This is a genomic window from Streptomyces sp. NBC_01471 (genome assembly GCF_041438865.1).
Lineage (GTDB): Bacteria > Actinomycetota > Actinomycetes > Streptomycetales > Streptomycetaceae > Streptomyces.
In genome coordinates, this window is the sequence record NZ_CP109450.1 from 1,955,947 (window position 1) to 1,982,033 (window position 26,087).

At 70.6% G+C, this 26,087-nt stretch carries 21 protein-coding genes and 2 pseudogenes; 7 read left to right on the forward strand and 16 right to left on the reverse strand.

The genetic code is table 11. From position 1 onward, the window contains the following. Positions 1 to 7: 7 nt before the first annotated feature. The 3 genes and pseudogenes from OG285_RS08590 to OG285_RS08600 all read left to right on the forward strand — a co-directional run bounded on the left by OG285_RS08590 (position 8) and on the right by OG285_RS08600 (position 2,741). On the forward strand, positions 8 to 1,000 hold the full coding sequence (locus OG285_RS08590; RefSeq protein ID WP_356826965.1) for an aldo/keto reductase: 993 nt from the start codon (positions 8 to 10) through the stop codon (positions 998 to 1,000). Between the two features lie 284 nt (positions 1,001 to 1,284). Then, positions 1,285 to 2,483: pseudogene (locus OG285_RS08595) on the forward strand (sorbosone dehydrogenase family protein). A gap of 66 nt (positions 2,484 to 2,549) precedes the next feature. Further along, entirely contained in the window at positions 2,550 to 2,741 is a 192-nt protein-coding gene (locus tag OG285_RS08600) for a DUF6191 domain-containing protein (RefSeq protein ID WP_371790648.1), read from the forward strand. A 157-nt stretch (positions 2,742 to 2,898) separates the two neighbouring features. Here OG285_RS08600 and OG285_RS08605 read toward each other — a convergent pair. The 5 genes and pseudogenes from OG285_RS08605 to OG285_RS08625 form a co-directional block, all read right to left on the reverse strand. Continuing rightward, positions 2,899 to 5,489 (reverse strand): annotated as a pseudogene (locus tag OG285_RS08605) (LuxR C-terminal-related transcriptional regulator); the annotation flags it as partial. Positions 5,490 to 5,545: 56 nt separating this feature from the next. Continuing rightward, positions 5,546 to 5,806, reverse strand: a complete 261-nt coding sequence (locus OG285_RS08610) for a hypothetical protein (RefSeq protein ID WP_371790649.1) — start codon at positions 5,804 to 5,806, stop codon at positions 5,546 to 5,548. A gap of 111 nt (positions 5,807 to 5,917) precedes the next feature. Beyond that, positions 5,918 to 6,526 carry a hypothetical protein gene (locus tag OG285_RS08615; protein WP_371790650.1) on the reverse strand — a complete coding sequence of 203 codons (609 nt, stop codon included), beginning with the start codon at positions 6,524 to 6,526 and terminating at the stop codon, positions 5,918 to 5,920. 35 nt (positions 6,527 to 6,561) lie between these two features. Continuing rightward, entirely contained in the window at positions 6,562 to 7,116 is a 555-nt protein-coding gene (locus OG285_RS08620) for a GNAT family N-acetyltransferase (protein WP_371790651.1), read from the reverse strand. Continuing rightward, a complete protein-coding gene (locus OG285_RS08625; protein WP_371790652.1) occupies positions 7,094 to 9,292 on the reverse strand; it encodes an MMPL family transporter in 2,199 nt (732 codons plus the stop codon). Before OG285_RS08625 ends, OG285_RS08620 begins: the two co-directional genes overlap by 23 nt. A 163-nt stretch (positions 9,293 to 9,455) precedes the next feature. Here OG285_RS08625 and OG285_RS08630 point away from each other — a divergent pair, with 163 nt between their 5' ends. Beyond that, on the forward strand, positions 9,456 to 9,842 hold the full coding sequence (locus tag OG285_RS08630) for a S4 domain-containing protein (RefSeq protein ID WP_328331730.1): 387 nt from the start codon (positions 9,456 to 9,458) through the stop codon (positions 9,840 to 9,842). Positions 9,843 to 9,912: 70 nt separating this feature from the next. Here the strand turns inward: OG285_RS08630 and OG285_RS08635 are convergent, their stop codons facing one another. The 8 genes from OG285_RS08635 to OG285_RS08670 all read right to left on the reverse strand — a co-directional run bounded on the left by OG285_RS08635 (position 9,913) and on the right by OG285_RS08670 (position 20,872). After that, positions 9,913 to 11,160 carry an SLC13 family permease gene (locus tag OG285_RS08635; RefSeq protein ID WP_371793484.1) on the reverse strand — a complete coding sequence of 416 codons (1,248 nt, stop codon included), beginning with the start codon at positions 11,158 to 11,160 and terminating at the stop codon, positions 9,913 to 9,915. A 168-nt stretch (positions 11,161 to 11,328) separates the two neighbouring features. Next, positions 11,329 to 12,837, reverse strand: a complete 1,509-nt coding sequence (gene gatB / locus OG285_RS08640) for an Asp-tRNA(Asn)/Glu-tRNA(Gln) amidotransferase subunit GatB (RefSeq protein WP_356826972.1) — start codon at positions 12,835 to 12,837, stop codon at positions 11,329 to 11,331. A 16-nt stretch (positions 12,838 to 12,853) separates the two neighbouring features. Then, positions 12,854 to 13,087 carry a hypothetical protein gene (locus OG285_RS08645; RefSeq protein WP_328322154.1) on the reverse strand — a complete coding sequence of 78 codons (234 nt, stop codon included), beginning with the start codon at positions 13,085 to 13,087 and terminating at the stop codon, positions 12,854 to 12,856. Between the two features lie 5 nt (positions 13,088 to 13,092). After that, positions 13,093 to 14,592: an Asp-tRNA(Asn)/Glu-tRNA(Gln) amidotransferase subunit GatA gene (gene gatA / locus OG285_RS08650; protein WP_356826973.1), complete on the reverse strand. Its 1,500-nt coding sequence runs from the start codon at positions 14,590 to 14,592 to the stop codon at positions 13,093 to 13,095. Between the two features lie 3 nt (positions 14,593 to 14,595). After that, the gene (gatC, locus tag OG285_RS08655; protein ID WP_266852761.1) at positions 14,596 to 14,892 is read right to left on the reverse strand and encodes an Asp-tRNA(Asn)/Glu-tRNA(Gln) amidotransferase subunit GatC; all 297 of its coding nucleotides are present in this window, start codon (positions 14,890 to 14,892) and stop codon (positions 14,596 to 14,598) included. 302 nt (positions 14,893 to 15,194) lie between these two features. Beyond that, a complete protein-coding gene (locus OG285_RS08660) occupies positions 15,195 to 17,360 on the reverse strand; it encodes a putative bifunctional diguanylate cyclase/phosphodiesterase (protein ID WP_371790653.1) in 2,166 nt (721 codons plus the stop codon). Positions 17,361 to 17,653: 293 nt separating this feature from the next. After that, a complete protein-coding gene (ligA, locus tag OG285_RS08665; protein WP_356826975.1) occupies positions 17,654 to 19,834 on the reverse strand; it encodes an NAD-dependent DNA ligase LigA in 2,181 nt (726 codons plus the stop codon). Between the two features lie 33 nt (positions 19,835 to 19,867). Further along, on the reverse strand, positions 19,868 to 20,872 hold the full coding sequence (locus OG285_RS08670) for a methionine synthase (protein WP_371790654.1): 1,005 nt from the start codon (positions 20,870 to 20,872) through the stop codon (positions 19,868 to 19,870). A 98-nt stretch (positions 20,873 to 20,970) separates the two neighbouring features. Between OG285_RS08670 and OG285_RS08675 the strand changes: the two genes are divergently transcribed. Further along, positions 20,971 to 22,350 (forward strand): PQQ-binding-like beta-propeller repeat protein, encoded by a 1,380-nt coding sequence (locus OG285_RS08675; protein ID WP_371790655.1) that lies wholly within the window; start codon positions 20,971 to 20,973, stop codon positions 22,348 to 22,350. A gap of 93 nt (positions 22,351 to 22,443) precedes the next feature. Here OG285_RS08675 and OG285_RS08680 read toward each other — a convergent pair whose 3' ends face one another. Together OG285_RS08680 and OG285_RS08685 are read right to left on the reverse strand one after the other, a co-directional pair. Continuing rightward, complete coding sequence (locus tag OG285_RS08680) at positions 22,444 to 23,142, reverse strand: SDR family oxidoreductase (RefSeq protein ID WP_356826978.1); 699 nt, start codon at positions 23,140 to 23,142, stop codon at positions 22,444 to 22,446. 7 nt (positions 23,143 to 23,149) lie between these two features. Further along, complete coding sequence (locus OG285_RS08685; protein ID WP_356826979.1) at positions 23,150 to 23,689, reverse strand: TIGR00730 family Rossman fold protein; 540 nt, start codon at positions 23,687 to 23,689, stop codon at positions 23,150 to 23,152. Between the two features lie 61 nt (positions 23,690 to 23,750). Between OG285_RS08685 and OG285_RS08690 the strand changes: the two genes are divergently transcribed. Next, positions 23,751 to 24,074, forward strand: coding sequence for a DUF427 domain-containing protein (locus tag OG285_RS08690; RefSeq protein WP_356826980.1), 324 nt, complete (start codon positions 23,751 to 23,753; stop codon positions 24,072 to 24,074). Here the strand turns inward: OG285_RS08690 and mnmA are convergent. Continuing rightward, on the reverse strand, positions 24,053 to 25,270 hold the full coding sequence (mnmA, locus tag OG285_RS08695) for a tRNA 2-thiouridine(34) synthase MnmA (RefSeq protein ID WP_371790656.1): 1,218 nt from the start codon (positions 25,268 to 25,270) through the stop codon (positions 24,053 to 24,055). The two genes, OG285_RS08690 and mnmA, sit on opposite strands and share 22 nt — an antisense overlap. 61 nt (positions 25,271 to 25,331) lie before the next feature. On the opposite strand from mnmA, the gene OG285_RS08700 reads away from it, so the two are divergent. Further along, the gene (locus tag OG285_RS08700; RefSeq protein ID WP_371790657.1) at positions 25,332 to 25,994 is read left to right on the forward strand and encodes an N-acetylmuramoyl-L-alanine amidase; all 663 of its coding nucleotides are present in this window, start codon (positions 25,332 to 25,334) and stop codon (positions 25,992 to 25,994) included. Positions 25,995 to 26,087 lie beyond the last annotated feature (93 nt).

Genomic DNA, 26,087 nt, shown 5'->3' on the forward strand with positions numbered 1-26,087 from the left:
CGGCCAGGTGGAGCGCAGGACAATCGGGGCGGCAGCACTCGAAGTGGGCGCGATCGGGCTCGGCTGCATGCCGATGAGCTGGGCGTACACCGGCTCTCAGCAGCGCGGGGACCGCTCGTTGCGTACCGTGCACGCCGCGCTCGACGCCGGCTCGACCCTGCTCGACACGGCCGACATGTACGGCCCCTTCACCAACGAACTGCTTCTGGGACGGGTCCTGAAGGAACGCAGGGCCGATGCCTTCCTCTCAACCAAGTGTGGCCTCCTGGCGGGCGAACAGCACATCGTGGCCAACGGCCGGCCGGGGTACATACGGCGGGCCTGCGATGCCTCGCTGCGGCGGCTGCAGACCGATGTGATCGACCTCTACCAACTGCACAGGGCCGACCCCGAAGTGCCGGTCGAGGAGACCTGGGGGGCGATGGCCGAGCTGGTCGGCGCCGGGAAGGTGCGGGCACTCGGGTTCTGCGCGGTGGGAGCGCGCGCCTCCCGGCGCTCCGGCGCACGCCTGCATGATGCGACAGTCGGGCAGCTGGACCGGGTGCAGCAGGTGTTCCCGGTGAGCGCGGTACAGGCCGAGCTCTCGGTCTGGTCCCGGGACGCTCTCGACACGCTGCTGCCGTGGTGCGAGGCGCGCGGGGTGGGTTTCCTGGCCGCGATGCCGCTGGGAAACGGTTTCCTCACGGGCACGCTCACCCCGGGCCAGGGCTTCGAGCCCGACGACGTGCGGGCGCGGCATCCGCGGTTCACCGCCGAGATGATGGCGGCGAACCAGCCGGTGGTGGCGGGGCTGCGGCGGGTCGCGGGACGGCACGGGTCGACGCCCGCCCAGGTGGCGCTGGCGTGGGTGCTGAGTCAGGGGCCGCACGTGGTGCCGGTACCGGGGACCAAGCAGGAGCGGTGGGCCGTGGAGAACGCTCGCGCTGCGGAACTGGTGCCGACGGCAGAGGATCTTGGGGAGATCGCGGAACTGCCGCCCGCACAGGGCTCCTGGGACTGAGTCGTCCCCCGGTCCGTGCGGTGCCTGGTCTGAGCGGTGCCAGGTTCGTCCTGTGCCTGGTCTGAACGGTGTCTGGTCATTGCAGCGCACGGTCTGTGTCCGTGGCTCTGCTCTGCGTGGCTCTGCTCTGCCTGGCTCCGTTCTGCGTGGTTCTGTTCTGCCTGGCTCTGTTCAGTGACTGGTTCAGTGCCTCGTACAGCGCACCTCTGCGCGGGACGGTGCCGGGGCCGGTGCTTTCGGGTCCGGACGGGCGCGGGTGGGAACCGGCGGCGGACCTGCGGTGTATGAACAGTAGCTGTGCTGTCGTCGAAGGGATCAGAACCGTGCAACGTCCAGCTGTTACAGCCGTGTTGGCGTCGGCCCTGCTGTTTTCGGCCGTCGGGTGCTCCTCCGGGGGCAGCGACGGGTTCCCCGGCACGGGCCGGGCCCCGGGACCGCACGCAGCGGCCACCTCGGCGTCGCCCTCTCCGTCCCGGCCCGTCCCGCCAGCGAAGGGGGCGGTCAAGGTGGTCTCGACCCTCACCACGGGTCTCGATTCGCCGTGGGGGGTGGCGGTGCTCCCCGAGGGAGACCTGCTGGTCTCCTCACGCGATCGGGGGACGATCACCCGGGTCGACGCCGAAACCGGCCGGAAGACGGTGCTCGGGAGGGTCGCCGGGGTCGCGGCGGCCGGTGAGGGCGGGCTGCTGGGGATAGCGCTCTCCCCTTCGTACGCCTCGGACCATCTGGTCTACGCGTACTTCAGCACCACGTCCGACAACCGCATAGCGCGCATGTTCTACGACGAGAAGCAGCCTGCGGGGCAGCAGCTGGGTGCACCCGACACGGTCTTCAAGGAATCCCGAAGGGGACCCTCCACAATGGCGGACGGATCGCGTTCGGCCCGGACAAGATGCTCTATGCCGGGACCGGGGAGACCGGTGACCGGGGGCTGGCCCAGGACAAGAAGTCGCTGGGCGGCAAGATCCTCCGGATGACACCGGACGGACAGCCGGTGCACGGCGATCCCTGGGCGGACTCCGTCATCTACTCCTACGGCCACCGCAATGTCCAGGGCCTCGCTTGGGACACGGACGGACGGCTGTGGGCCGACGAATTCGGCCAGGACACCTGGGACGAGCTGAATCTGATCGGGCCCGGGAAGAACTACGGGTGGCCCGAGGTGGAGGGCAAGGCGGGGAAGACGGGCTTCACCGACCCGGTGGAGCAGTGGAAGCCGGCGGATTCCTCACCCAACGGTATCGCCTATGCCGAGGGATCCATATGGATGGCATCCCTGCGCGGTGAGCGGCTGTGGCGGATCCCGCTCAACGGCGACAAGCCATCGGCTCAGCCGCAAGCCTTCCTCCAGGGCATGTACGGGCGGCTGCGCACGGTGGTCTCCGCAGGCGGGGACAGGCTGTGGCTGGTCACCAGCAACACCGATTCGCGGGGCAAGCCCAAGGCCGGGGACGACCGGATCCTGCAGTTGGAGGTGAAGTAGCCGGGGTTACGCTGAGGAGGGCTCACCGTACGGGAGCCCGGCCGGGGCTCACCACAGGGAGTCTGGATGTTCAACCTGATAGAGCAGCTCTTCGCGCCCGGGCGCAAGCACACCGAGGACGAGAACAAGCGGCTGGAGCTGTCCCGCGTCGATCTCAACGACGGTGACCCGGGGCGCGGTCCGATAGACCTGGAATCGGGCACGGTGATCATCCGGGCACAGGACCAGGACCAGAGCCACCCGCCGTCCGAGTCCTAGGGCCACCGGAACCAGCGCCCGCGCCGGCGTTCAGCCCCGCAGCCCACAGCCCACCTCATCAGCCCCGGCACCGCTGCCGATCGGCAGTCGCAGCTCAGCCAACAGCACAGCCCAGACGGCAGACGGCAGACGGCAGACGACTCAGGAACCGGCCAGCTCAGTAGGCACCCTGCCCAGCGGCCTCCGGAACGTCCTCTGCGGCATCCGTGAAAAGGTGCAGCCGGTGGGCCAGCGCGGCTGCCTCGCCCCGGCCGGTGACGCCCAGCTTGGCCAGGATGTTGGAGACGTGCACGCTCGCCGTCTTGGGCGCGATGAAAAGCGTCTCGGCAATCTGGCGGTTGGTGCGGCCCGCCGCGACCAGACGCAGAACGTCCTGTTCACGGCTGGTGAGGCCGAAGTCGTCGACAGCGCGGTGGGGGTCTCCCGGTGCGGGAGCGGCTCGGTGATCCGCGGCTTCGGTGAGCGGGAGCCTGGCTCGCTGTGCGAGCAGTCTGATCTCCTCGGCCAGCGGTTGGGTGACGAGCCGGTCGGCCGTCGCCAGGCTGCTGCGGAGCAGCTTCGCGGCGCGTACCCGGTCGGAGCCGTGCGCGAGCAGGGCTGCGGCCCAGTGCCGGTGCACCTGGGCCACTCGTAGGGGCGTTCCAGTGGCTCCAGGGCCTCGGCAGCCGCGCTCCAGTGCTCCGGCCGGTCGAGACCGTCGGCGCGGGCCAGCTCGGCACTGGCGTACTGGGCGTGGGCGCTCCAGAGCGGTACGGGTGTGGCGAGCCGCTTCGCCGTCGAGTTGATGAGGGCGAGGGCCTCCACACGGCCCGGTTCGGCCGCCGGGAGGCCGCGGGTGTTGGCCTCGGCGGTGGCGGCGGCGAGGCCAGGGGCCAGCCGTAGCGCTGGGTGCCCGGAGGGAACCCGGCTTCCACCGCGTCCACCAGTACCGCACGGGCCTCGTCCAGCCGCCCCCGGGCGGCCAGGATCCCAAGGCTGAGCCTGGCCAGGGGTATGGAGTGCTGCGGCATCGGGTCGTGGGTGCTGAAGTGGGTGTTGGCGGAGGCGAAGTGCCCTGCTGCCTCCTCGTGCTCACCACGGAGCAGCGCCAGATCCACCAGCCGCAGGCAGACGTTGCCCCGGGGCTTGGCGCCCTGCGCGCACCTGAGTACCCACTGCGCGCAGGCTGATGCCTCGTCCCAGCGGCCCAGGGAGTACAGCGATTCAGTCATGTTGCCCCGGATCCAGGCCTCGTGGTCCCGCAGGCCGTACTTTCCCGCCAGAGCGATCCCGGCGGTCCCGACATCGATGGCCTCGGCGGAACGGCCGATGGACTCCAGGTTAGGTTCGACATCAGATTGGTGTGCGCGCGGCAGGCATCGGCGACCAGGCCGAGTTCGGTCGTCCGTGTGAGGGCGGCCTGCATGGTGGCGAGGCCGGTCTCGATGGCGCCGGAGTCGACCAGCAGGCCGCCGAGAGTGAGTCGGGCGCTCAGTTCGATCTCCTCCGCGCCGACCAGCCGGGCGTAGTCCACGGCGCGTTCGGCCGCGGTCAGGCTGTCGGGCCCCGGTTCGTGGAGCATGGCCCAGCCCGCGGCGGTGGCGAGGACCTGGGCATGGCCGGCCGACGGGGCAGCCCGCGTACCAGCTGCTGGGCAGTGGCGATCTCCCGCCAGCCGTTGCCCCGGGCCAGGTTCTGCTCCAGCTTGGCGCGCTCGGTCCAGAACCAGGCGGCGCGCAGCGCGTCGTCGGCTCCGCCGTCGATGATGCGCAGGGCCTTCTTGGCGATCTTCAGGGACCGTTCGCGCTCACCGCAGCAGTGGGCGGCGACCACCGCTTCGGCGAGCAGGTCGAGATAGCGCAGCGCGGATGTCCCTGGTTCGTGGCCGCAGGCCGGGTAGGCGGCGGTGGGATCCATCGGCCGCAGCCCGTCCCGTACGTCGGCGGGCGCACTGTCCCAGACCTCCATCGCCCGCTCCAGGAGCCGCAGTTGCTCGGAGTGGGCGTGGCGCCGGCGCGCCTCCGCCGAGGCCGGCAGTACGGCGGGCAGCGCCTTCGCCGCGTCATGGGCGTAGTACCAGTAACCGGCGAGCCGGGTGGTGCGCGCGTCGTCCCGTACGAGCGAGGGATCGCCCTCCAGGGCCTCCGCGCAGCGGCGGTTGATACGGGAGCGTTCTCCCGGCAGCAGGTCGTCGCTGACGGCCTCACGCACCAGGGAGTGCCGGAAGCGGTAGCCGCCGCCGTCCGGCGCGGCGATCAGGATGTTGGCTCCGACAGCGGCCCGCAGCGCCTCGATCAGGTCGTCCTCGGACAGCCGGGCCACGGCGGCGAGCAGCGGATACTCGACGGTCGAGCCGCCCTCGGCCGCGAACCGGACAACGCGCTGGGCGTGGTCGGACAGTGCCTCGACCCGGACCAGCAGAAGATCGCGCAGTGAGTCGCTGATCCCGGAGACCGAACAGTTGCCGCTGCAGACGGCCAGTTCCTCGACGAAGAAGGCGTTGCCGTCGGAGCGGGCGAAGATCTCATCGGCCAGCGAAGCCTCCGGCTCGGCGGCGAGGATGCCGGTCAGCTGGAGGCGCACCTCGGACCGGGTGAAACGGGCCAGCTCGATCCGGCGGACCGTACGCAGCCGGTCCAGTTCGGCCAGGAGCGGCCGCAGCGGGTGGCGGCGGTGGATGTCGGCCCGGTAGGTGGCGACGACCACGAGGCGTCCGCTGCTCAGGGTCCGGAAGAGATAGGCGAGCAGATGGCGGTCCGACAGTGCGGCACCCGATATTCGGGTGCCGCCTGCCTCGGTGCCGGTCCCCGGCTGCGCGCCATTCATCAGGCCGCGTGGACAAACCGGTCGCGGAGCGATCTCACCGCCCCCTGCGTATCGTGCCGGCCGGAACGGCGGGCGACTCTGCGGGTCTTCAGCGCCTGACGTGCGAGCCGCACGGCCTCGGCCCGGCGGGTGAGTTCGGCGGCGTAGGCCTCCTGGAGCTCCTGCTGCATCACGGTGTTCCCCCTGTGACGGATGTGGCGGAAGCCGTTCGCGGCTTCCTGCGATGCCTCGACTTTCGTCTGCCAGGGGGTCCGCCGCATCGGGCGAGTGCCGCATCCTCATGGCGGAGGGGGCCTCAGGCGCTGTACGTGAGTGCTTACGTACGGCCCAGGTCCCCTCGGGGATGCCTTACGGGTTTCTGCCCGACGGTCCTACTGGGCCGGGGCGGGCGCGGTGGCGGGAGCGGTCGGGAGCGCGGCGAACAGGTCGAAGTACATGCCGACGGCGACGATCAGGCCGATGACGGCGACACCGACGGCGCCCCAGGCGACGGCGCGGACCCAGACGGCCTGGGGGCGGACGGGCGAGCTGAAGAACGGGCGGGCCAGTACGAGGGCTCCGACGACCAGCGCCAGCAGCGCGAAGACGCCGTTGACGAGGGCGGTGGTGTGCCAGGAGTCGGCGTAGACCTCGTGGATCTGCTGCGAGGCGCTGGCGCTCTGGGAGAGCTTCAGCTGACCGGTCAGGGTCTCGCGCTCGGAGAGGACCTTGCCCATCCAGCTGCCGGAGAGTCCGACGAAGCCCAGCGCGGCGGCGACGACGGCGGCCGCGCCCGCGCCGATCCCGGGGCGGGCGGCAGGGCTGCCCGCTTCCAGCTCGGCCTGCTCGGCTTCTTCCTCGGCCGCCGCTTCCTCGGCGGCCTCGTCCGCGTCGATGTCGGTGTCCTCAGCGGTCGCCTCCGCCGTGGCCTCGGCGGCCTCGGCGTCCTGCACCTTGGCGGCGGAGTCGTCGGTCGTGTCGGTCTTGGTGGTGGCGTTCATACGGCGCACGCTAGGGGGCCTTTCTGAGAGCGGGCTTAATGCTCTCTGTGCGCCTTCCACTCGGGTGCCAGGACCGACCAGACCTCGGTGTCGTGACGGCTTCCCCGATGGGGGTGGTTCTGCCGCAGCACGCCCTCGCGCACCATCCCCAGCCGCTTCGCGACGTTGATGCTCCCGGTGTTCCCGGGGTCGACGTGCCACTCGACGCGGTGCATCCCGCGCTCGTCCACCGCCCAGTCGATCAGTACCCCGGCGGCGCGCGTCACCAGCCCCCGGCCCACCGCGGCAGGCTCCAGCCAGCAGCCGACCTCGCAGCAGCCAGTCGCCGCGTCGAAACGCGGGAACAGCACCCCGCCGACCAGCGTGCCGTCCAGCCGGATGCCGAAGATCCGGCCGCCGTCCGCGGCCTGCTTGTCCGCGTACGACTGGAGGAACGCACGTGCCGAAGCGAGATCTCCGGCCGCGGCGGCCAGCCCGATGTACTGGCCGATGAATTCGCGCCCCCGGTCGATGTGGGCCAGGTACTCGTCCGCCTGCCACGGTTCCAGGAGCCCCAGCTCCGCTCTGTCACCGAGCGATATCGCGAACATGCTTCTCCTCCATCACGGGCGGGCGCGGTGGTGGAATTTTCGCACGGGTACCGGGGGCGGGCGCCTCGATGCTGATGTGGGGAAGCCGCCGGTCCAGCCAGCCGGGCAGCCACCAGTTCCCCCGGCCGAGCAGGTGCATCAGCGCGGGGACCAGGAGCGTCCGCAGCACGAAGGCATCGAGCGCGACGGCTGCGGCGAGGGCGATGCCGAACATCGCGATGACCCGGTCGCCGCTGAGGACGAAGGCGAGGAAGACGGAGATCATGATGACGGCAGCGGAGTTGATCACGCGGCTGGTCTCGGCGAGACCGACCCGGACGGCCCGCCGGTTGTCGCCGGTCTCCCGCCACTCCTCGTACATCCGGCTGACCAGGAAGACCTGGTAGTCCATGGAGAGTCCGAAGAGCACCGAGACCATGATCACCGGCAGGAAGGGCTCGATCGGGCCCGCGCTGCCGAGTCCCAGCAGCTCACTCCCCCAGCCCCACTGGAAGACCGCGACGACGACGCCGAAGGCGGAGGCCACCGCGGCCACGTTCATCAGGGCGGCCTTGACCGGGATTCCGATCGAGCGGAACGCCAGCAGCAGGAGCAGACAGCCGAGCGCGATGACCACACCGACGAAGAGCGGGAGTTTGCCGACGATCACCTCCGCGAAGTCGTCGTAGCTCGCGGTGACACCGCCGACCTCGACATCGAGCGAGGTCCGGCTCTCGGCCCGGGGCAGGACGTCCGTACGCAGCCGGTCGACGAGGTCGCTGGTCTTCTGTGACTGCGGGGACGAGTCGGGGACGACCGTGATGAAGGCCGTGTCACCGCTGCCGTTGTAGGTGACCGGGCTCACCGTCGCGACGTCCTCGGTCGTACGCAGCCGCGCGGGCAGTTCGTCCAGGGCCACCCGGTCCCCCGCACCGTCCAGCTTGGCGACCAGGGTGAGCGGTCCGTTGGCTCCGGGCCCGAAGCCCCTGCCGATCAGGTCGTACGCCTCCCGGGTGGTCGAGCCCGCCGGACTGTTGCCCTGGTCGGATGTGCCCAGGTGGAGCCCGAGGGTCGGCAGCGCGAGGACCAGCATCACCGCCGCGGCGAGTGTGCCGAGCAGTCTGGGATGCCGCTCCACGAATGCGGACCAGCGGGCGGCGAAGCCGGTGGGCGGTTCGGGCTGCGGGCCCCGCTCGGCCAGCCGTTCGCGTTCCCGGCGGCTCAGCGCCCGCATCCCGATGAACGAGAGCAGCGCGGGCAGCAGGGTCACCGAGGCGGCCACGGTCAGCACGACCGTGAGGGACGCCGCGATGGCGACACCGTTGAGGAAGTCCAGCCGGAGGATGAGCATGCCGAGCAGGGCGATGCAGACCGTCGCCCCGGCGAAGACGACGGCGCGGCCCGTCGTGCTCACCGCGTGCGTCACCGCCTCGGTGACCGGCAGGCCGCGGCGCAGCGCCTTGCGGTGCCTGGTCACGATGAACAGCGCGTAGTCGATGCCGACTCCGAGCCCGACCAGCATCCCGAGCATCGGCGCGAAGTCGGCGACGGTCATGACATGTCCGAGCAGTCCGATGCCCGCGTAGGCCGTGCCGACGCTGACCAGGGCGGTGGCGATGGGCAGCAGGCTCGCGGCGAAGGCGCCGAAGGCGAGGAAGAGCACCAGTGCGGCGACGGCGACCCCGATGGCCTCGCTGAGATGCACGCCGGTGGTCTGGGTGAGCGCGACGGCGCTGCCGCCCAGCTCGACCTGGAGCCCGTCGGCCTCGGCCGCCTTCGCGGTGTCGACAACGGTCCGGGCCTGCGGCTCGGGGATCTCGTCGGACTGCGCGTCGAAGGTGAACACGGCGTAGGCGGTGTGCCCGTCGGCGCTGGTGTGCGGCGCCCCGACGGAGGCGATGCCCGGGAGGTCGTCGATCTTGTTGAGGGTCTGCGTCATCCGCTGTTCGACGCCGGACGCGCGGACGCTGCCCTGCCCGGTGTGCCAGACGATGGTGTCGCTGTCGCCGCCCTGGCCGTGGAATCCCTGGTCGAGGAGGGCGGTGGCCCGCCCGGACTCCGTACCCGGCACTTCGTAGTCGTTGGAGTACGCCGATCCGGCGAAGCCCGCGGCGGCCGCGGTGCCGCCGAGGGCGAGGAGCCAGAGGAGAACGGTCAGCAGGCGGTGCCTGACGCACCATCGCGCGATGGCTGCCAACGGACTGCTCCCTCGGAATCGACCTGGGTGGTTCGTCGGCCTTTATCGGGAATAAACCGTAAAGAGCACAGACCTTTGGCGCATCACTCTGGCATCGAAACGTGATCCTTTGACTGTTTCGTGGGGTTAGTCACAAGGGTGCGCGCCGCCGTAGGGTCGGGGTATGGCTGCTGAAGAGGGGACCGTACGGCTCGACACCTGGATCTGGTCGGTGCGGCTCACCAAGACACGCTCGCAGGCCGCTGCTGCCTGCCGGGCCGGTCATGCCCGCCTCAACGGTGAACGCGTCAAGCCGGCCCACGCGGTGCAGGCGGGCGACGAGGTGCGGCTGTTCCACGCGGGACGCGAGCGGATCGTCGAAGTGTCACGCCTGGTGCGCAAGAGGGTGGGGCCGCCGGTAGCGGCCGAGTGCTACGTGGACAACAGCCCGCCGCCCCCGCCCCGGGAGGCCGTTCTCGACATCCCGGTCCGCGACCGGGGCACGGGACGGCCGACGAAGCGGGACCGGCGTGAACTGGAGCAGCTGCGCGGGGACATCGGACTGCGCTGACCGGTCCGGAGCTGTCCGCACGGGACCGCCTGTGTCTCGTAGGGCCAGCCTGTGTCCCGTAGGGGCAGCCTCACGCTCCGATGACCCGCAGGGCTCCCCACAGTGCGACGGTCGACACGGTCAGCGTCGCGGGAACCGTCAGCAGGCCGAGCCGGGAGAAGGTGCCGAGTTCGGGCTCCTGTCCGTACTCGTTCATGATGCGGCGCCACAGCAGTGTGGCCAGCGAGCCGACGTACGTGAGGTTGGGGCCGAGGTTCACGCCGATCAGCGCCGCGAGTACCGGCCCGGGCCCGGCGGGGCCGACGACCGGCAGCAGCGCCAGGATCGCCGGCAGGTTGTTGATGGCGTTGGACAGGACGGCGGCGACCCCGGCCACCGCGAGCAGCGCGGGCAGTGTGGCGCCGCCGGGCAGCAAGTGGCCGATCCCGTCGCCGAGTCCGTTGTCGACGACCGCCCGGACGACGATCCCGAGCGCGAGCACGAACAGGCAGAAGAACGGGTTGGCGTCGCGCACCAGGCCCGTGACGGTGGTCCGTCGGCGGCGCAGCGCCCGGATGCCGAGCACCAGGACCCCGGCGAGCGCGGCCCAGACCGGTTCGGCGCCCGCGAAGGAGGTGACCACGAAGCCGGCGAGTGTCAGACCGACCACCACCAGGGTGAACACCGGTGTCTCGGCCGGCTCCGCCGCGTCAGGCGCGTGCGCGGGCGTGGCCAGGTCGGTGGCGAAGAACCGGCGGAAGACGGCGTACTCGACCGCCACGGCGGCCAGCCACGGCACGGCCATCAGCCCGGCGAACCGGGTGAAGGTCAGGCCGCTCGCGGAGAACGCCAGCAGATTGGTCAGGTTGGAGACAGGCAGCAGCAGCGAGCCGGAGTTGGCGAGGTGCGCACAGGCGTAGACGTGGGGCCGCGGCCCGGCCCCGACCCGCGCGGCTGTCGCGAAGACGACCGGGGTGAGCAGGACGACGGTGGCGTCCAGGCTGAGCACGGCGGTGACCACGGCGGCGACCGCGAAAACGCCACCGAGCAGCCGCACCGGCCGCCCGCCGCAGACCCGCGCCACCAGATCGCCCGCGGCGTCGAACAGCCCGTCGTCGGCGCAGAGCTGGGAGAGCACGAGCACCGCGGCGAGAAAGGCGACCACGGGCAGCAGGGTGCGCGTCTGGTCCCATGCCTCGGACGGCGAGACCGCGCCCGAAAGCACCACGAGTACCGCCGCGGGCACGGCGGCCGCCGCCTCCGGCCGGCCCTGGGGACGGGTCACGGCGAAGGCGAGTACGCCCAGGAGCAGCGCTACGGAGAGGATCTCGGCGGGGATGTTGTTCAGGGCGTGCTCCGGGGTGGGAACGGGCCGGGGCCGCGCCCCGGACTCCGTGTCCTGCGGCGCCGGGGGGATGTGACGGCAGGACGAGCCTGCTGTCGCGTCCCCCCGGCACCGGCGGAGCGGAATCCGGGGCGCGGCCCCGTGCGACCGTGCGTGGGCGGGTCAGCCTTCGGCGCCGAGCTTCTCCAGGATCAGCTCACGGACGCGCGCCGCGTCCGCCTGTCCCCGGGTGGCCTTCATGACCGCGCCGACGAGTGCACCGGCGGCGGCGACCTTGCCGCTGCGGATCTTGTCCGCGATGGCCGCGTTGCCCGCGATGGCCTCGTCCACGGCGGCGCCGAGCGCACCGTCGTCGGAGACGACCTTCAGACCGCGCTTCTCGACGACCTCGTCCGGTCCGCCCTCACCGGCGAGCACCCCGTCGATGACCTGGCGGGCCAGCTTGTCGTTGAGGTCGCCCGCCGCGACGAGCTCCGCGACCCGGGCGACCTGCTCGGGCGTGATGGGCAGCGCGGCGAGGTCACGGCCGGTCTCGTTGGCGTTGCGCGCCAGCTCGCCCATCCACCACTTGCGGGCCTGGTCGGACGGGGCGCCCGCGTCGATCGTGGCCAGAATCGGGTCGAGCGCACCGGCGTTGAGGATCGACTGCATGTCGAACTCGGTGACGCCCCACTCCTCGCGCAGCCGGTTGCGGCGCACGCGCGGCAGCTCGGGCAGTGTGCCCCGCAGCTCCTCGACCCAGTCGCGCGCGGGCGCGACGGGGACCAGGTCGGGCTCCGGGAAGTACCGGTAGTCCTCGGCGTTGTCCTTGATGCGACCCGCCGTGGTGGACCCGTCCTCCTCGTGGAAGTGCCGGGTCTCCTGCACGATCGATCCGCCGGAGCCGAGCACCGCGGCGTGCCGCTGGATCTCGTAGCGCGCGGCGCGTTCCACCGAGCGCAGCGAGTTGACGTTCTTCGTCTCGGAGCGCGTCCCGAGCTTCTCGACCCCATGCAGCCGCAGCGACAGGTTGACGTCGCAGCGCATCTGGCCCATCTCCATCCGGGCCTCGGAGACGCCCAGCGCCTTGATCAGCTCACGCAGCTCGGCGACGTACGCCTTGGCGACCTCGGGGGCACGCTCGCCGGCTCCCTCGATCGGCTTGGTGACGATCTCGATGAGCGGAATGCCCGCGCGGTTGTAGTCGAGCAGCGAGTGCGACGCGCCGTGGATACGGCCGGTGGCCCCGCCGACGTGCAGCGACTTGCCGGTGTCCTCCTCCATGTGGGCGCGCTCGATCTGCACCCGGAAGGTCTCGCCGTCCTCCAGCTGGACGTCCAGATAGCCGTCGAAGGCGATCGGCTCGTCATACTGCGAGGTCTGGAAGTTCTTCGGCATGTCCGGATAGAAGTAGTTCTTCCGGGCGAAACGGCACCACTCGGCGATCTCGCAGTTCAGCGCGAGACCGATCTTGATGGCCGACTCGACGCCGATCGCGTTGACGACCGGCAGCGAGCCGGGCAGACCCAGACAGGTGGGGCAGGTCTGCGAGTTGGGCTCGGCACCCAGCTCGGTGGAGCAGCCGCAGAACATCTTGGTCCTGGTGCCGAGCTCGACATGGACCTCCAGGCCCATGACGGGGTCGTACGTCGCGAGGGCTTCCTCGTACGACGCGAGTTCAGTGACGGTCACGATGAGACTTTCCCTCTCAGCCCAGCAGGACGTCGTCGTCGCCCAGGCGCTTCAGTTCGCGGTAGAGGATCGCCAGTCCGGTGGCGATCGCCGCAGCCGAGATGGCGGCGTCGACGAGCCGGAGCGTGTCGTTCTCCTGGCGGGCCAGCTTGGCCTGCTTGAAGACGCTGAGCGCTCCGAAGGCGGTGGAACCCAGGGACACGTAGACGCCGGTCTTGGACTTCTTGAAGTTCTTGGCCTTCTTGGTCATGGCACTCACAACGACGGAGCCTCCTCAAGCAGCGGGTGTCCCCACTTTTCCACGAAGGCGGCCTCGACGGCAGCTCCGACCTTGTACAGCCGGTCGTCCTTCATGGCGGGGGCGATGATCTGCAGGCCGACCGGCAGACCGTCTTCGGGTGCCAGGCCGCAGGGCAGCGACATGGCGGAGTTGCCGGCCAGGTTGGTCGGGATGGTGCACAGGTCGGCGAGGTACATCGCCATCGGGTCGTCGGCGCGCTCACCGATCGGGAAGGCGGTGGTGGGCGTGGTCGGCGAGACGATGACGTCCACCCGCTCGAACGCCTGCTCGAAGTCCCGCGTGATGAGGGTGCGGACCTTCTGGGCGCTGCCGTAGTACGCGTCGTAGTAGCCGGAGCTGAGCGCGTACGTACCGAGGATGATGCGGCGCTTGACCTCGTCGCCGAATCCGGCTTCGCGGGAGAGCGCGGTGACGTCCTCGGCGGACTTCGTGCCGTCGTCGCCGACTCGCAGGCCGTACCGCATGGCGTCGAAGCGGGCCAGGTTCGAGCTGCACTCCGACGGGGCGATCAGGTAGTACGCGGAGAGCGCCAGGTCGAAGGAGGGGCAGTCCAGCTCCACGATGTCGGCGCCGAGCCCCCTGAGGAGCTCGACGGACTCGTCGAAACGCTGGATGACCCCGGCCTGGTAGCCCTCGCCGCGGAACTGCTTGACGACACCGACGCGCAGTCCGGCGACCGAGCCGTTGCGGGCGGCCTCGACGACCGGCGGGACCGGGGCGTCGATGGAGGTCGAGTCGAGCGGGTCGTGCCCGGCGATGGCCTCGTGCAGCAGGGCCGCGTCCAGGACCGTACGGGCGCAGGGGCCGCCCTGGTCGAGGGAGGACGAGAACGCCACCATGCCGTAGCGGGACACCCCGCCGTAGGTCGGCTTGACGCCGACGGTGCCGGTGACGGCCGCGGGCTGGCGGATGGAGCCGCCGGTGTCCGTACCGATGGCCAGCGGGGCCTCGTAGGCCGCCAGGGCGGCAGCGGAGCCGCCGCCGGAGCCGCCGGGGATCCGGGAGAGGTCCCAGGGGTTGCCGGTGGGCCCGTAGGCGCTGTTCTCGGTCGACGACCCCATGGCGAACTCGTCCATGTTGGTCTTGCCGAGGATGACGACGTCGGCGGCCTTGAGGCGCTTGGTGACGGTCGCGTCGTACGGCGGGAGCCAGCCTTCGAGGATCTTGGAGCCGACGGTGGTCGGGACGCCCTCGGTGGTGAAGATGTCCTTCAGCGCCAGGGGCACACCGGCCAGCGGTCCGAGCTTCTCGCCGTTCGCGCGCTTGGCGTCGACAGCGCGGGCCTGAGCGAGCGCGCCCTCACGGTCGACGTGCAGGAAGGCATTGACCTTCTCATCGACGGCCGCGATCCGGGCCAGGTGCGCCTCGGTGACCTCGACGGCCGTGAGCTCGCCGGAAGCGATCTTCGCGGCGGTCTCGGCAGCGGTGAGCTTGATGATGTTGATGTCCGTCATGGGTTAGTCCTCCCCCAGGATCTGCGGCACCTTGAAACGCCGCTGCTCCTGGGCGGGGGCGCCGGAGAGGGCCTGCTCCGGGGTGAGCGACGGACGGACCTCGTCCGCGCGCATGACGTTCGTCAGCGGCAGCGGGTGGGAGGTCGGCGGTACGTCTTGGTCGGCAACCTCGGATACGCGGGCGACCGCGCCGAGAATGTCGTCGAGCTGTCCGGCGAAGTGGTCGAGCTCTTCGTCCTTCAGCTCCAGACGTGCCAGCCGTGCGAGGTGGGCGACCTCCTCGCGCGTGATGCCAGGCATGCAGCGATCCTCAGGGGTGAGTGTGTGGATTTTGGCCCAATCCTATGGGGCCGGGGGCCGTGGCCACTAAACGGATCCGCCGGGGAGGGACGCGGAGGGGCGTCCGTCGCTGTGGAAAGCCGGACGCCGGGACGCCTCAGGCCCGTCCGGCGGTCGGGGACCGGGTCCGTGGCGGGGCCGGACTACCGGACACGAAGCCCCGGTTACGGACGCGGCGCAGCTCGGGTACGAGCACGGAGCACCGGTTCTCAGGGTACGAACGCGGAGTCCCGGTTCCCGGGGTACGAGCGGCGGAGTCCCGGTTACGGACGCGGATCCTGGCGGGGGCCCGGCCGGCTGTGCAGTACCACCTGCCCGGCCTGGGACTTCTCCTTCTCCGCTGCGGCCGCAGCGGCGAGTTCCGCCGGCCGCTGCCATCCCCGGGATCCCCGGGCCAGCAGCCACGCCGTCGCCTCGTGCGGCGGCATCGCGGCAGCCACCAGCCAGCCCTGTACCGCGTCACAGCCCAGATCGCGGAGCCGCTCCCACGTCTCGTCGTCCTCGACGCCCTCGGCCACGACGATCAGGCCGAGCGAGTGGGCCAGGTCGACCGTGCAGCGGACGATCTCGGCGTCCTCGTTGTCCACCGCGAGCCGGGCCACGAACGACCGGTCGATCTTCAGCTCGCTCACCGGGAGGCGCCGCAGATGGACCAGTGACGAGTACCCCGTGCCGAAGTCGTCCAGGGACATCTTCACGCCGTGCGCGGTCAGCCCGGCCAGGGTGTCGGCGGCCCGCTGCGGGTCCTCCAGCAGGACGTGCTCGGTTATCTCCAGCTGGAGGGCGCCCGGCGGCACCCCGTGCCTGGCCAGCCGGGCCGCCACCGCACCGGCGAAACCGGGGGTGTGCACATCGCGCGGCGAGACGTTGACCGCCACCGGGACCTTCAGGCCCTGGAGGCGCCACTTGGCGACCTGGGCCAGGGCCGTCTCCAGGACGTACTCGGTGAGGTGCGGCATCAGCCCCGACGACTCCGCGATGGCGATGAACTCGTCCGGGGGGACCCTGCCGCGCTCCGGGTGCACCCAGCGGACCAGCGCCTCAAGACCCGCCACCTGACCGTCGAACCGGACCTTCGGCTGGTAGTGCAGCTCCACATCGCCCGCGTCGAGCGCGCGACGCAGATCGCCGAGCAGACCGAGCCGGTCGGGGGTGTTGGAGTCCCGCTTGGACTCGTACACCTCGACACCCGTGCGGTCCCGCTTGGCCTGGTACATCGCCACGTCGGCACGCTGGAGCAGCCCCTCGGCGTCCAGTGCGTGGTCGGGAAAGACCGAGACGCCTGCGCTCGCCTCCAGCACCAGTGTCAGTCCGTCGAGGTCGAGCGGTGAGCTCAGTTCGGCCACCAGGTGGCGCGCGATGCGCATCACGCTCGTCGCCGAGTCGGCGGCCGGGAGCAGCACGGCGAACTCGTCTCCGCCGAGGCGGGCGACCTCCGCGCCGCGGGGCAGCGCGAACCGCAGCCGTTCCGCTATCTGCAACAGCAGCCGGTCGCCCGCGAGATGCCCGAGCGTGTCATTGACCGAGCGGAATCGGTCGAGGTCGATCAGCACCAGTGACGATCTGAACCCGCCGTTCTCCGCCTCCGCCAGCGCGGCCCAGGTCCGCTCCAGCAGCCACTGGCGGTTGGGCAGTCCGGTCAGCGGGTCGCGCAGCTGCTCCTCCGCACGCGCCCTGGCGATCCACAGCGTCGAGTCCAGAGCGATCAGCGGCACGGCGAAGAGCGGCAGCAGCAGCGGCAGGGACACCGCGACGACGCAGATCAGCGGGGCGATCCCGAGCAGCGCGACGCCGGTGAGTCCTTGCCTGACCAGTGCCGTACGGGCGACTGTCGGCAGTCCGCGGGTGGGCGGCACCACCGCGGACCAGAGCAGCACCCGCGCGACGCCCAGATAGGCGACGGCCGCCAGCACGATCTCGGCCGCGGAACCGATCCCCCAGTCGAGTGGCTGCCAGGGGTGCTCGACCGTCGGGGTCTCGTCGAACGCCGCGAGGACCAGGGCCGCGGCGCCGATGCCCAGGATGTCGGAGGCGCCGTGCAGCAGCCCCTGCCGCCAGCGGTGGCTGCGCGCACCACCCACGAGGACGACGACGGCCAGGCTGACCAGCGCTGCGGGCAGCCACCCGTACAGAAGCAGGACGGCGAGGGTGAGGGCGGCACCGGAACCGGTACCGCCCCACCAGCGGTCGCGGCCGAGCGCGACCAGATGGCCCACGATGATGCCGGTGAGGACGGCGAGCGCCCAGCCCGCCGTGCCGTCGGGGAACAGTGCGCGGCCGTCGCTGACAGCGCCTAACAACCCGGTCACCAGGACGACTGCGGCCAGTCCCACGACGAACGGGAAGGCGGGCAGCCTCGCCACGGAGTGAGCGAGCTGCGCGACACCGCGCACCCGCGACTCCGGATCGGCGCTCTCGGTCGGTTTCATGCCCGTCCCTCTCACAGCCGGCAGTGCCTATGCACGTGATGGCCCGCTGTCATGCCGTCACGGCTCATATGTTGTCCCGGACTCGGGAAGAAACTCCAGAGGAGGAGTCTCCAGAAGAGCAGGGCAGACCCATTGCAGCCGTGCGGGACGGGCGCACTGTTCAACAGTAGGCCGCCGAAGGGTCCGACGGGCAGCGCTCTGCAGGTCTTGCCCGAATGCGACCCGACCGTCCCGAACTATCTGCTATGCGCCGAACGGGTGAGCTTGACCCCACCGCCGACGCCACTCCTCCGCTACTCCTCCACCGGCACCGCTGCCTCCCGGGCCGCGTCAGGGCCCTGTTCGAGCAGGACAGCGAAGCCCTGCTCGTCCAGTACGGGGACCTTCAGCTGCATCGCCTTGTCGTACTTCGAGCCGGGGCTGTCTCCGACCACCACGAACGCCGTCTTCTTGGAAACGGAGCCCGTCACCTTCGCCCCGAGGCTCTGGAGGGCTTCTTTCGCGCCATCCCGCGTGTGGTGCTCCAGGGTCCCCGTGACGACGACGGTCAGCCCGTCCAGCGGTCGCGGGCCCACGTCCTCACCGGCCTCGTCCTCCATACGGACCCCGGCCGCCCGCCACTTGCGGAGGATCTCGCGGTGCCAGTCCTCTTCGAACCACTGCTTGAGCGAGGCCGCGATGGTCGGGCCGACCCCCTCCACGGCGGCCAGCTCCTCCTCCGTGGCCTGCTCGATCCGCTCGACCGAACGGAACTCACGTGCCAGCGCCTCCGCTGCCACCGGGCCCACATGACGGATCGAAAGGCCGGTGATCACCCGGGACAGCGGGCGCTCCTTCGCCGCCGCGATGTTCTCCAGCATGGCCACGGCGTTCTTCCTGGGCTCGCCCTGCTGGTTGGCGAAGACCGTTGCGATCTTCTCCTCACCCGTCTTCGGGTCCCTCTTGGGAAGTCCGCTGTCCTGGTCGAGGACGTACGCCCTGATCGGCAGCAACTGCTCGATGGTGAGGTCGAAGAGGTCGCTCTCGTCCTTCAGCGGTGGCTCGGCCGGTTCCAGCGGCTGGGTCAGCGCGGCCGCGGCGACATAGCCGAAGTTCTCGATGTCCAGGGACTTGCGACCGGCGAGGTAGAAGAGCCGCTCGCGCAACTGGGCCGGGCAGGAGCGGGCGTTGGGGCAGCGGAGGTCGATGTCCGCCTCCTTCATGGCCCGCAGAGCCGTACCGCACTCGGGGCACTCCGCGGGCATCACGAACTCCCGCTCGCTGCCGTCCCTCAGGTCCACGACCGGGCCGAGGATCTCGGGGATGACATCACCGGCCTTGCGCAGCACCACCGTGTCGCCGATGAGCACCCCCTTGGCCTTCACCACGTCCTGGTTGTGCAGCGTCGCGAACTCGACCTCGGAGCCGGCCACGGTGACCGGTTCGACCTGTGCGTACGGCGTGACCCTGCCCGTACGCCCCACGCCGACCCGGATGTTGACCAGCTTGGTGTTGACCTCCTCCGGCGCGTACTTCCAGGCGATGGCCCACCGCGGCGCCCGTGAGGTGGAGCCGAGCCGTCCCTGGAGCGGGATCTCGTCGAGCTTGATGACGACCCCGTCGATCTCGTGCTCCACGGAGTGCCGGTTCTCGCCGAAGTACGCGATGAACTCCCTGGCGCCCGCCAGGTCGTCGACCACCTTGTTGTGCTTGGCGGTGGGCAGGCCCCACTCGTGCAGCAGCTCGTACGCATGCGACAGGCGGTCGATGTCGAAGCCGTCGCGGGCACCGATGCCGTGGACGACCATGTGCAGCGGGCGGGTCGCGGTGATCTTCGGATCCTTCTGGCGCAGCGAGCCGGCCGCCGCGTTGCGCGGGTTGGCGAAGGGTTTGTCACCGGCCTCCACCAGCCGTGCGTTGAGCCCTTCGAAGGCGTCCATCGGGAAGTACACCTCGCCCCGGATCTCCACCAGGTCGGGGATGCGCTCCCCGCGCAGCCGGTGCGGGATCTCCGCGATCGTCATGACGTTGGGGGTGATGTCCTCCCCGGTCCGGCCGTCGCCGCGGGTGGCGGCACGGACCAGCCTGCCGTGCTCGTACGTGAGGTTGACGGCGAGGCCGTCCACCTTGAGTTCGCACAGGAAGTGGTAGCCGGGTGAGCCGACCTCGCGCGCCACCCGCTCGGCCCAGGCGGCCAGCTCCTCGTCGTCGAACGCGTTGTCCAGCGACTGCATCCGGTCCCGGTGCTGCACGGAGGTGAACTCCGTCTCGTACGCCCCCGCGACCTTCTGGGTCGGCGAGTCCGGAGTGCGAAGCTCCGGATACTCCTCCTCCAACGCCGCCAGCGCACGCAGCTGCGTGTCGAACTCAGCGTCGCTGACGACGGGCTGGTCCCTCACGTAGTACCGGAAGCGGTGCTCCTCGATCTGCTCGGCCAGCTGGGCGTGGCTCTCCCGTGCCTCCGCAGGCACCGCACCTTGCTGTTCGACAGCCACCGTCTCGTCCTCCCGTTGATGAAACCGATCCCGCTACTCAGGGTTGTCGGCGAGTGACCTCGCAGCGCGGGCGCAGTGCGCGAGTGCCGTGCGGGCATAGTCGGGTGAAGCACCCGCGAGCCCGCACGCCGGCGTGAGCACCAGCGACTCGGCGAGAGTCCCCGGATTCAGCCCCAGCCTGCGCCACAGCGTCCTGACACCCATGACGCTACCGGCAGGGTCCGACAATGCGGTGTCAGTGCCGGGCACCACACCGGCGAAGAGCTGGGTACCGCCCTCCACGGCTTCCCCGACCGCCTCCTCATCACGCTCGGTAAGGAGGTTGAAATCGAACGAGATACCTGCCGCACCGGCCCTCCGCAACAGGGCGAACGGCACGTCCGGAGCGCAGGTGTGCACGATCACGGGGCCGTCGCCGACCCCCATCACGTCCCGCAGCGTGCCTTCGGCCAGCTGCCTGTCCACGGCCCGGTGTGTCCGGTAGCCGCTGGCTGTCCTGATCCGGCCGCGCAGTACGGAGACGAGCGACGGTTCGTCGAGCTGGAGCACCACCTGCGCCCCGGGCACCCGCCGTTTCACCTCCGCCAGGTGGGCCCGCAGCCCCTCGGCGAGCGAAGCGGCGAGGTCCCGGCAGGCTCCCGGATCTCCGAGCACGGCCTCACCGCCCCGCAGTTCGAGTCCGGCGGCCAGGGTCCAGGGGCCGACCGCCTGGATCTTGAGCGGCCCCTCGTACCCCTGGGTGAACTCCTCCAGCGCGTCGAGGTCCTCGCCGAGCCAGGAGCGGGCCCGCCTGGTGTCCCGCCCGGGCCGGTCGCTCACCCGCCAGCCGCTGGGCTCCACGTGCGCGTACATCTCGACGAGCATCCCGAGGGTGCGTCCGAGCATGTCGGCGCCGGGCCCGCGCGCCGGCAGCTCCGGCAGACAGGGGAACCCTTCGAAGGACCCGACGACGGTTTTCGCACTCTCCCGCGCGTCGCCGCCCGGCATGGACCCGATCCCGGTGGCAGGACCCCAACTGAACTTGCTGTTCTCGCTCACCCCCGAAGGGTACGAGAGCGCCCGGGCGGAACCGGGGCGGCCCGGGCGGTGTATGTATCGGTGAGCACCATCGCGGACGGACTTCGAGGGGGAGACCGATGAAGGACCGGCTGGACGGCTGGACATGGAATTCCGGCGACAGTGACATGGAGGCCGGTTCGGGGCCCCCGTCGAGGGATCGGTACGCCGTTCCGCGGCTGAGGCGGACTCTGGCCCAGTCGGCGCGCGCCGCGGCTGCCTGGATCCACGCCAGATGGATCAGGCTGGTGACCGTCGCGACCGTGCTGGCCCTCGCGATCGGTGGCTGGCAGACATACGCGTACCTCACCCGCTACCACGAGCAGATGACCGGCCCGCACGGCGCCTTCCCCACCGCTCTCGGCGCCGCCGCGCCCGAGCGGCCGGGCCGCGTGCTGGCGAGTGGTGACGACGCCCCTGCGGCTGTCGTCGGCGGGCTGGTTCTGCACGAGCGGGACAACGGCATCATGGCGAACAACGTCCGCACCGACCGTACCTACTGGCACTACGGGCGCGAGAAAACCGCTCTGATAGCGGAGACCGTGGTCAGCGGCGCCGTCGTCCTCTGGTATGCCGACGGTCTCGCGGTCTCGGTGGATCTGCGCAGCGGTAAGCCCCGTTGGCACACAAAGGTGGCAGAGAGGGTGCGGGAGGACTCCGGAGACCGGGTCTGGCGGGCCGGGGGCACCGTGGTCATCAACCAGCAGGACCGGTTGACCGGCCTGTCGGCGCGCGACGGGAAGCAGCTCTGGTCCGCCGCTCCGCCCAGGGAATGCAAGGGGTGGGACCATCGGCCACCTCTGGAGCTTTCGGGAGCCGAGGCGTTCGACGCCACCCGCTGCTCCGGGTCGGACGGGGACGGGCTGTACGGAGTGGACCCGGCCAGCGGCCGATCCCGCTGGCACATCGAGGACCGGACCATCGGCTACGGACGTCTCGGAGACCACACGCTGGTCTCCCTGACGGAGACCGGCTCCCTGGTCACGGTGGACGTGTCGGGCTCACGGCCCCGGACGCACTCGTCGTTCCTCTCGCACGACGAGTATCTGCGCGGCATCAGTGACGGCATGGTCATCGTCAGCTCCGGCGACAACACCTCAGTCACCGCACGGCAGGTGAGGAACGACAGCAGCAGCACGGTCCTCTGGACCGTGAAGGCGGGCAGGGGACGTGCGCTGGGTTTCCCCAGGACCACCGACGGCCGGGTGTACATACCGCAGTACCGGTCGCCGGTAGAGGCGAAGCAGCAGAAGGTTCCGGGTTCGGCCCAACTGCTCGTCCTGGACGCGCGGACTGGTCACGAACTGCACCGGGCCGAGCTGCCCGCTTCCCTCTACCGGAGTTCGGACAATCTGGACGTGAGCACGATGGCAGTCCTCGGGGCGAAATACGGCGTGGTCAGGGTCGGTTGGAGCGGCTTCCTGGTCTCTCCCGAAGACCAGGTCACCCTGGCCGAGTAGCGACCGGCAGGGTCGGTCCGGCCGATCGTCAGCAGCGGTCCGACCGGTCGCGGCGGGCCGGTGGGAGCGGCCCGCCGTCCCTGCCGTCGGCTGTCAGCGCCCGGCCCGGACCGTCACGTCGTTGATCTCCGCGTCGCGCGGGAGGTCCAGGGCCGCAAGGATGGTCATGGCGACCGACTCGGGATCGATCAGGCTCTCCGGGCGGTACTCCTTGCCCTCCTGCGAGTGGATCTTGGCCTGCATGGGGCTCGCCGTACGGCCGGGGTAGACGGAAGTGACCCGGACACCATTCGCGTGTTCCTCCTGGCGCAGGGCGTCTGCCAGGGCCTTCAGGCCGTGCTTGGCGGCGGCGTAAGCGCCCCACTCCGCATGGGCGTTGAGGCCTGCGCCGGAGTTGACGAAGACCACCTGGCCGCGGACGGTCCGCAGCTGCGGGAGCATCAGCCGGGTCAGCTCGGCCGGAGCGATGAGATTGGTGTTGAGTTGCTGGTGCCAGGTCGGGGGACGCAGTTCCGCAACGGGAGAGAGGTCGACGATGCCCGCGATGTGCAGCAGCGAGTCGACCTGTTCCGGCATCGACTGCTTGTCGAGCGCCCAGGAGATCCGGTCGGGATTCGCCAGGTCGGCGACGAGCGTCTCCGCGCCGGGGAAGCTTCCCGCGAGCTCCTTGGCGCGCCCGGCATCGCGCGCGACGATGACGAGGTGGTCGCCCCGCTCATGAAGGCGGCGCGCGACGGCCGCGCCGATGCCGGAACCAGCACCAGTGATCACATGTGTAGCCATGGGCCCCATGGTCGCACTACTGGACGCCCTGCGACTCCTCCAGGTACGCCAGCGCGGCCACCCCGTCCTCGGCGAAGAAGACCAGGTCAGTGAGGGGCACGGGCAGGAACCCCTCGTCCTCCATCCGCTGGAACTGCTGCTTGAGTCCGTCGTAGAAGCCGGCGGTGTTGAGCAGGACCACGGGCATCACGGTCTTGCCGTGCTTCTTCAGCTCCAGGATCTCGGTGGCCTCGTCGAGCGTGCCGGTGCCACCCACCATGATCACCACCGCGTCGGCCTTGGCGAGCAGCAGGGCCTTGCGCTCGGCCAGATCGGAGGCGATCACCATTTCGTCGGCGTTGGTACGGGCCCTGGCCGCGAGGAAGTCCACCGACACCCCGACGAGCCGTCCGCCGGTCTCCTGTACGCCGTCGGCCACCACCTTCATCAGACCGCTCTCCGAGCCGCCCCAGACCAGGGTGTGACCGCCCCTGCCGAGCAGTTCGGCGAATTCACGGGCGGGGCGCGTGTAGCGCTCGTCGAGGTCGGCGGCGGAGAGGAAGACACAGATATTCATGCGTCCACGGTAGAGGCAGCCTGCGGGGAAGAACTTCCGGCCCGGATGCGCTGAATCACATATGACGACTGGACACCGCATCACCATCGAGCAAGGTACCGATCACGTACGGGTGGTCCGCGAGGGCCGGGTCCTGGCGGAGAGCCGCCGCCCCCTGCTGCTGCACGAGACGGGCCTCCCGGTGCGCTACTACCTCCCGCCCGAGGACGTGCACACCGAGCTGCTGACCCCTTCGGACACGCACACCCACTGTCCGTTCAAGGGCGACGCCTCCTACTGGTCGCTGCCCGAAGCAGCCGACCTTGTCTGGGCGTACCCGGAGCCACTGGCCCAAGTCGCCCAGATCAAGGACCACTTCTGCTTCTACGACACCGAACTGGTCTGAGGTACGGCACCCGGAGGCACGGCGCTCTCGGACACCCCGGTGTCGGACACCCCGGTGTCGGGCACCGCTGTGCCGGCTGCCCGGTCGGTCGTGGCGATCGTCGCCGAGCCGACGACCCGGGTGCCGTCGTAGAGCACGATCGCCTGGCCGGGTGCCACGCCCCGTACCGGCTCGTCGAACGTGACGTTCAGGGTGCCGCCCACCAGCTCGGCGGTCACCCGCGTCTCACCGCCGTGCGCGCGCAGCTGGGCGGTGTACGTCCCGGCACCGGCCGGGGCGTCGCCGCACCAGCGGGGCTTGATCGCGGTGAGCGCGGTGACATCCAGGGCCTCGGCCGGCCCCACCGTGACGGTGTTGTCCACCGGGGAGATGTCGAGGACGTAGCGCGGCTTGCCGTCCGGCGCGGGGTGGCCGATGCGCAGCCCCTTGCGCTGGCCGATGGTGAAGCCGAAAGCGCCCTCGTGGCTCCCGATCTTCGTACCCGCCTCGTCGACGATGTCGCCTTCCGCGGTGCCGAGCCGCGAGGCGAGGAAGCCCTGGGTGTCGCCGTCCGCGATGAAGCAGATGTCGTGGCTGTCGGGCTTCTTGGCGACGGCCAGACCCCGCCGCTCGGCCTCGGCCCGGATCTCGTCCTTGGTGGTCAGGGTGTCACCGAGGGGGAACATGGCGTGCGCGAGCTGACGCTCGTCCAGCACCCCGAGTACGTACGACTGGTCCTTGGCCATGTCGGAGGCCCGGTGCATCTCCCGTGAGCCGTCCTCGTTGAGGACGACCGTGGCGTAGTGACCGGTACAGACCGCGTCGAAGCCCAGGGCGAGCGCCTTGTCGAGCAGCGCCGCGAACTTGATCTTCTCGTTGCAGCGCAGACACGGGTTGGGGGTACGGCCGGCCTCGTACTCCGCGACGAAGTCGTCGACGACGTCCTCACGGAACCGCTCGGCCAGGTCCCAGATGTAGAAGGGGATGCCGATGACGTCCGCCGCGCGACGTGCGTCGCGGGAGTCCTCGATGGTGCAGCAGCCTCGCGCGCCGGTGCGGAACGACTGCGGATTGGCGGAAAGCGCCAGGTGCACACCGGTCACGTCGTGACCGGCCTCGGCGGCACGGGCGGCGGCCACGGCGGAATCCACACCGCCGGACATCGCGGCCAGTACCCGGAGGGGTCGGGGGCGGGGGCTCTGGGGGGTCTGAGTCATAGCTGTACCAGGGTACGGGCACGGGGGAATCCCGCGCTCGCACGGATGCGTTGACCCACACATGGAACGTACGGGCGGCGACAGGGACCGGCATGTGGGCCGGCGGGCCCTGCTGGTCGGCGGGCTCGGTGCCGCAGCGGGCGCCGCGGCGCTGGGCAGGGGTGAGCTGGCACACGTGTGGGACCGGCTGTCCGGTGTCGGGACACCGCGCGAGAACGGTGCGGTGGATTTCCCGGGGGCCCAGTGGGCGGCGGCCTCCCCGGCCAATTACCGGCGGGCCGACCGCCCCCATGACTATGCGATCGACCGGGTCGTCATCCACACCGTCCAGGGCAGTTACGCGATGGCGCTCAGGGTCTTCGCGGACCCGGCCCACGCGGCCGCGGCGCACTATGTCGTCCGCAGGGACGGGAAAGTGGCGCAGACGGTCCGGGAGCAGGATGTGGCGTTCCACGCGGGCAACCGCGCCTACAACGAGCGCAGCATCGGCATAGAGCACGAGGGGTTCGTGGACCGGGCCTCGTCGTTCACGGACGCCATGTACCGGTCGTCGGCGCGGCTGACCGCGGACATCTGCGCGCGGTACGGGATACCCGTGGACCGGCAGCACATCATCGGACATGTGGAGGTTCCGGGAGCCGACCACACGGACCCGGGGCGTCATTGGGACTGGGCCTGGTACGTACGGCTGGTGCGCGAGACGCGGGAGCGGTCAGAGCCGTGAAGGGAGACGGCCCGGACGGTGACCGGGGCAGGCCTGACCGTGCCGCGGACAGAACGGGCCGCACCGAGGCCCAGAGGCCCCGGGCGCAGCCCG